The 6,294-nt window shown below is 46.4% G+C and carries 7 protein-coding genes; all 7 read right to left on the bottom strand.

Annotated features, from left to right (window positions below; genetic code table 11):
• Nucleotides 1-302: 302 nt before the first annotated feature.
• Nucleotides 303-1,523, bottom strand: a complete 1,221-nt coding sequence (locus tag KSZ58_RS22200; RefSeq protein WP_009270388.1) for a cell wall metabolism sensor histidine kinase WalK — start codon at nucleotides 1,521-1,523, stop codon at nucleotides 303-305.
• Nucleotides 1,510-2,190: a response regulator transcription factor gene (locus tag KSZ58_RS22195; RefSeq protein ID WP_008727752.1), complete on the bottom strand. Its 681-nt coding sequence runs from the start codon at nucleotides 2,188-2,190 to the stop codon at nucleotides 1,510-1,512. Before KSZ58_RS22195 ends, KSZ58_RS22200 begins: the two co-directional genes overlap by 14 nt.
• The gene (locus tag KSZ58_RS22190; RefSeq protein WP_008817194.1) at nucleotides 2,168-3,154 is read right to left on the bottom strand and encodes a PhoH family protein; all 987 of its coding nucleotides are present in this window, start codon (nucleotides 3,152-3,154) and stop codon (nucleotides 2,168-2,170) included. Before KSZ58_RS22190 ends, KSZ58_RS22195 begins: the two co-directional genes overlap by 23 nt.
• 15 nt (nucleotides 3,155-3,169) lie before the next feature.
• The gene (locus KSZ58_RS22185) at nucleotides 3,170-4,096 is read right to left on the bottom strand and encodes a sporulation protein YqfD (protein WP_008817193.1); all 927 of its coding nucleotides are present in this window, start codon (nucleotides 4,094-4,096) and stop codon (nucleotides 3,170-3,172) included.
• Nucleotides 4,086-4,286, bottom strand: coding sequence for a YabP/YqfC family sporulation protein (locus KSZ58_RS22180; protein ID WP_002609163.1), 201 nt, complete (start codon nucleotides 4,284-4,286; stop codon nucleotides 4,086-4,088). The genes KSZ58_RS22185 and KSZ58_RS22180 overlap by 11 nt, the downstream gene beginning before the upstream one ends.
• Nucleotides 4,287-4,593: 307 nt before the next feature.
• Nucleotides 4,594-5,391: an ABC transporter permease subunit gene (locus tag KSZ58_RS22175; protein ID WP_009270387.1), complete on the bottom strand. Its 798-nt coding sequence runs from the start codon at nucleotides 5,389-5,391 to the stop codon at nucleotides 4,594-4,596.
• Nucleotides 5,384-6,211: an ABC transporter ATP-binding protein gene (locus KSZ58_RS22170; protein WP_308125187.1), complete on the bottom strand. Its 828-nt coding sequence runs from the start codon at nucleotides 6,209-6,211 to the stop codon at nucleotides 5,384-5,386. The genes KSZ58_RS22175 and KSZ58_RS22170 overlap by 8 nt, the downstream gene beginning before the upstream one ends.
• Nucleotides 6,212-6,294: the final 83 nt, after the last annotated feature.

Genomic DNA, 6,294 nt, shown 5'->3' with positions numbered 1-6,294 from the left:
AAATCCGTGCTCACCGTTATCTCTCTCATAAATCTACACTTTCTCTAGAATGTGAGAACTATGCTCACTGTAAGTTTAAGAGAAAGAATTGTACTGTCAACTGCCCTGATTATTCTAAGTTCCGCTGTAAACGCAGAGATCGTACTCCGGGATCTTGTAATGGCTGTGAGAAACTGAAAAGCTGCCGCTTTGATAAATACCTCTATAAACCTACGATCGCCTATGAGGAATACCGTAGCGAATTTATATAAAATATAAATTTTTTCAGTAAAGAAATGACATTCACGATCAGCATTGGAAAATCAGTTCTTCAATCTGACCGTAAATGTCGTTCCCTTATCAAATTCACTCTCTACCTTTATTTCCCCATGGTGAGCCTCGACAATGGATTTCACAATGGAAAGTCCCAGTCCTGAGCCGCCGCTGCTTCGGGAGCGATCATCATCCACCCGATAAAAGCGGTCAAAGATTTTCTCCAAATCCTCTGCAACAATACCATGGCCCTCATCCCTTACCTGCAAAACATACCAAGAGCCTTCTTCCCTCGTTTTTAGGGTAATCGTGCCACGATCGCTGTACTTGATGGCATTCGACAACAGATTCAACACAACCTGACTCATTTTCAAAGGATCGCAGAATACCAGATCATGATTCTGATACTCCTTCACGATGCGCAGTCCCTTTTTCTCCGCCTTTTTCTCCAGTGACTTCACCGCCTTGTCAATAACAAGGCAAAGATCGGTTTTCTCTCGTTCCAGCAAAACCGTGGACAGGCTGAGGCGGGACAGCTGCAGCAAATCCTTCACCAGAATATCCAGACGGTTGATTTCCTGTTCAATCTGATCCATAAATTCGCGGCGTGTTTCCTCATCATCAAAATCCTCGCGGTTTAAAATTTCCACCATGCCCTTGATAACGGCGATCGGTGTCTTCAATTCATGCGACGCATCTGCGATAAAACGCTTCTGCATCTTCTCCCCCTCCAGTGTTTTTGAAATATCCTGAAACAGAACCAGACAGCCGCTGTACTTCTTCTTTGCTGTCACCGGTACACTGATAGACTGGTATTCCACACCGTTAATATCGATGATTTTATCCATCGGCTTTTCCAGAATAAAGGCATCCTTGATAAATTCTCGCACAGGATGCAGATAGGCGTTGCTCATATAGGTCATATGCTCACCGACAGGACCGTCCTCACACAGCTCACTGACATTGTTATGCATGACGATATTGCCGAACTGATCGACCAGCAGCATCGGAAACGGTATACTGGTCACGACCGTCAGCAGCTGCTTATTCTTCAAATGCGCATCCTTGGCAGTCGATTTGATTTCCTCCTGCAGCTCGATATTCTCCCGGCGATGCACGTTCAGGTTTTTCTGATCCAGAAACTCCCAGAGCAAAGCAATCGAAACTACCACGAGCAGCAGCAGTACATATTCATTCAAATGATAATTGTACTGCACAACCGCAATGCAGGCCAGAATCAATCCCAGATACCCGTATTTATTGCGTTTCATGCACTTCCTCCAGCAGATAACCGACTCCGCGGGATGACCTGATATGTACATGCGACGCATTCAGCTTGTTTCTCAGCTTGAATACATGCACATCCACAATCCGTGTATCTCCGTCATAATCAAAGCCCCAGATATCATTCAGGATGCTGTCACGGGACAATACGATATCCTTGTTCTGGATAAAATACTCCAGCAGGTCAAATTCCTTCTTTGTCAGCGTCATCATCCGCTCTCCGATATATGCCTCACGCCGCTTCATATCCATGGACAGATCCCCCACACTGAGCCGCTTCTCCTGCTTGCGGTTCTGCCGCTTCAGATGGGCATTCACCCTGGCCAGCAGCTCTCTTGGAGAAAACGGCTTTGTGATATAATCATCCACGCCCTGCTCAAAGGCATACAGGATATCCGTTTCATCATCCCTTGCCGTCAGCATGATAAAGATAGCGTCAATGTGCTCACTGCGCAGTTTTTTCACGATATCGATTCCGCTGACATGAGGCAGCATCCAGTCGATGATCAGCACATCAAAATCCTCTTTCATCGCCAGATCGACAGCCGTTCTACCATCACCGCATTCCACGATATCAAAATCCGCTTTTTTCAAATCATATGCAATGATCTTGCGGATGTTATCTTCGTCTTCAATCAATAAAATCCTTGCCATATCGTTCTTCCTCCTGCTCATATCGTTCAATGATTTTCTGAACCAACGGATTACGAACTACATCGAGGCTGGTTAACTCCACAAAGGAGATGCCCTCTATCCCGGACAGCAGATGCTTGGCATTCAGCAGGCCGGAATCACGTTTTTTAATCAGATCAATCTGTGTTACATCCCCGGTAATGACGATGCGTGAATGAAATCCCATCCTCGTCAGAAACATCTTCATCTGTGCACGAGTTGTATTCTGCGCCTCATCCAGTATAATGAAGGCATTGTCCAGCGTCCGTCCGCGCATATAAGCAAGCGGCGCGATTTCAATGACTTCCTTTTCCAGCAGCTTCTCCACCTGCTCCTGTCCCAGCGTATCATACAGGGCATCATAGAGTGGGCGCAGATACGGATCCACCTTTTCCTTTAGATCGCCCGGCAGAAAGCCCAGGTTCTCTCCGGCCTCCACGGCGGGTCTGGTCAAAATAATCTTGCGGATTTCTCCCTTTTTCAGCAGATCGGCCGCATACACAACAGCGAGGTAGGTTTTTCCGGTACCGGCCACTCCAGTCGCAAAGACGATTTCACTGTTGCACATGCATTTAAACAGATGCCGCTGTCCGATCGTTTTGGGATAAATCAGCTTCCCGTTGACCGTTTTACCGATCGCCTTCTGATATGTCGTGGAAAGCTCCTGCAGCCGATTCAGCTTCGCCAGACGGCAGGCATATTCAATATCGCGTCCACTCACATCAATATGTGCCTCCATCATATTAAACAGGGCCTTTACCACAGATTCAATGCTGTGAAAGGTAACTGCATCCTCACTGAGAATGCGCAGCTCATTGTCCCGCATGATGATATCACAGGAAAAGGCGTTTCGCAGCAGCTCTAGATGCTTATCCTGTGCTCCGCATAATTTTACGATCCATTCCATCGGGTATTCTTCTAATGCAATACGAAATTGTTCACTCATAGGCGCTCCTTATCGTTATGGTGTGGTGATGTCCTTGATCAGTGTGTAATGAATCACCATCTTTATTTTACCCATATCTGTAGAGAATTGCAAAATATTTTCCTTGTAAATGCGATCGTCCTTGTGAAAGTCCTCGCTCACCTTGCGTCTGGCATCAAACAGCAGCTGAAAATACTGAAGGGCCTTCGGTTCCCTTGTCTTGTCCATCGTCACGGTGATATCCTTCCAGACATAGGCAAAGACACGTCCCTTGACATATACCTCCTGCTTGCCGCCCTTGGAATCCTCCAGCACATTGCTGACCAGCACATCACCTTTATGCACAAATTCATTGACCTTGTGCAGCTTGTTTCCATGCTGTATATCAAAGCGCTCAATCATACCGTCCTCCTGTGCAATCAGCTCCTCATGTCCCAGCTGGGATAAGGAGGCAAATTCCTTTGGCGTATAGGTAATCAGATACCGGCTGCCCTGTTTCTCAATTTCCAGCCAGGCGATATCATTTTCCAGATTCTTTTTCAGCTGTGTCTTCAGCTGTGAGACATCCCTGCTTTTAAAAGGTGGTACAACCTCCATCTTTTTCAGGGTATCCGCAATCAGCTTCCGGCTTTCATCCTTTTCTCCCTTGATTTGTATTTCAAATACCATGGACGAAAGACCGTACCACAGCAGGATAGAAAGCAGAATTGCCGCAATGCGATAGGGCTTTTTCAGGCTGCGCAGTGCATATCCCAGCATACCGGTGGTTGTGATCAGATCACATGTTTCAAAGCAGCGGTAGATTTTCGGGCGCTGCAGAATGGATGCGTAGAACTGAATATAGTTTCGATGTAGAGTAATATCGTATAGTTCCAGCTGATTTTTCTTTGTAATCCATAAAAACTCATCGCAAGAGGCCTGCACTTTCCATTGATCAAGACCGAAACCCTTTCTATTTTTCATATGCGAACGCCAGATTCTGCACACTGCCCTCCAGCAGGATCTCATCCTTTCCCAGTGCCAGCACATGCAGCTGCTCCCCGTCTATCGTGATACGGTAGGATTTCATCGTCACCTGTATTCTCGTTTCGCTCACCAGGGTCAGTTCCCGGTAATGTTCAATCATGACCTGATTCTTATCTATGGAAAGCATACTCTCACCTCTATACAAAATACGTTTGTGCGTGAGGTTTTATGCCTGTGAATGCTATCCTCCTTCGTTTCCATTATAAAGAAAAGATAAACAGGAAATGTTATAATTTTGTTAAAAGTAAATAAAATGTTGTTTTTCACCCGCATGAATGCACTTTCATGTAAAGTTTTCATTATCACGGAGTTCTATTTTATGAACACAAGCTGTTTTGAGAGGGGCTTCTGCTCATGTATAAAGCATGTACAGTGCAGACAAAAAAGAGGCAGTCCTGCACATACAGGAAATGCCTCAAAGCAGCCGCAGACAACTATAAGGAAAGATCTCTTTGCATAAAGCTTCGCCGGGCGATGAGCAGACAGCTGCTAGCGATCAGAAGCAGCACACCCAGACGTGCCCATGCCTGTGCTTCATTGGCAATCAGCCCCTGTGTGTCAAACAGCGTCATAATCGTCGCATACTGCAGCTTTTCAAGATTTCCCTTCATATTGGCGAGCATCTGTATCATGATGAATACAACACCAGTTCCGGCACCGATCAAAGCGGCATGCCGATATTCATTCAAGGCGGAAGAAGCGAGAAAGCTGATGGACGCCAATGCTGTCTGTAGCAGCAGGCATCCCAGATTCAGCCGCAGAAAGGCTGCAATATCCAAATCGCCCGGAAACATGAGTATACTACAAACAATACCCATAAGCGTACAGAAGGCAATTAGAAGAAACAGCGCACTCAGCAGCACAGCCAGCTGAGTCATCCAGACACGGCTTCGCTTTTCACCACAGCTCAGCAGATAGGTCATACTTCCGTTATCCACCTTTTTGACAAGCAGTCGCAGGGAGAGAATAACAGAAAACAAAAACGGGAACATAATCATGATCATGCCATACAGATAGGTTGAGAAGAAATCCACCAGAGTAGCTGCTGTGCCGCTCATGCCAACCGCTGCCATCATTTCCGGCATAAGCTTCTCAAACTGCGCCAGCGCAGAGCCCAGCTCCGGATCAAACATCGTTAGCATAATGCTGAAATACATCGCTAGAATCAAAATGAAAATCAGCAGCAGCTTCCATGCCGATTTCCACTCCATACGAAACAGTGTCTTATTCATGTGCTTCTCCCTTCTCTCCGTAATACTGCAAAAAGATATCCTCCAGACTCTGTGTTGCGACATTGAGATCGCGCAGCTCATAGGCCGGCAGCAGCTGCAGAAGCACCTTGAGATCCTCTCGGACATATACATGCACACACAGCTCACTGATTTGCTTCATCTGCAGTCGCTCCTGCAAAAAACGCTGTGTCTGCGAGGAATCGGCAAAGGTGAGAATGTATGTCTTCGTTTTATTCTTCTGCAAGATGACAGTATCCTCGATTGCCGCCATATGTCCCTGCCGGATGATGCCGATGCGATCACAGGTTTTTTCCACTTCCTCAAACATATGGGAAGACATCAGGATTGTCTTTCCTCTCTGCTTTTCCTCCTGAATCAGCTCGACAAAGGCATTTTGCATCAGCGGATCCAGTCCGCTGGTCGGCTCATCCAGAATCAGCACCTTGGGATCATGCATAAAAGCCGCTACGATTCCCAGCTTCTGCTTCATTCCCTTGGACATGCGACGTATGGCCCCGGTTGGCCGCAGCTCAAAGCGCTCCAGCAGCTCCTGTGTCCGTCCGCTGTCCTGCATGTTCCGGTAACGTGCCATAAAGCGCAGAAATTCCTCACCGCTCATTTCATTCAGGAGATTGATTTCTCCCGGTATATAGCCAAGCTGTCTGGTAATGGCATCGGATTGCTTCCAGCAGTCCATCCCAAGAATTTTCGCTGAACCCTGTTTTGCCTTCAGGAATCCAAGCAGATGACGGATGGTCGTTGTCTTTCCTGCCCCATTCGGTACATGCTTATATAGACAAAGCGGAAAAACCGCATAAATAAAGGAAAAATTAAAAATAAGAAAGATAAAGAAAAGTCATTATCACACCTAAAACGTCATTTGTACTTCACAAGTGGCGTTTT

The sequence above is a fragment of the Erysipelatoclostridium sp. DFI.2.3 genome, assembly GCF_019132535.1.
Taxonomy (GTDB): Bacteria; Bacillota_I; Bacilli_A; order Erysipelotrichales; family Erysipelotrichaceae; genus Clostridium_AQ; species Clostridium_AQ innocuum.
Note: the sequence above shows the minus strand (reverse complement) of the source record. Positions and strands in the feature narration are given on the sequence as shown.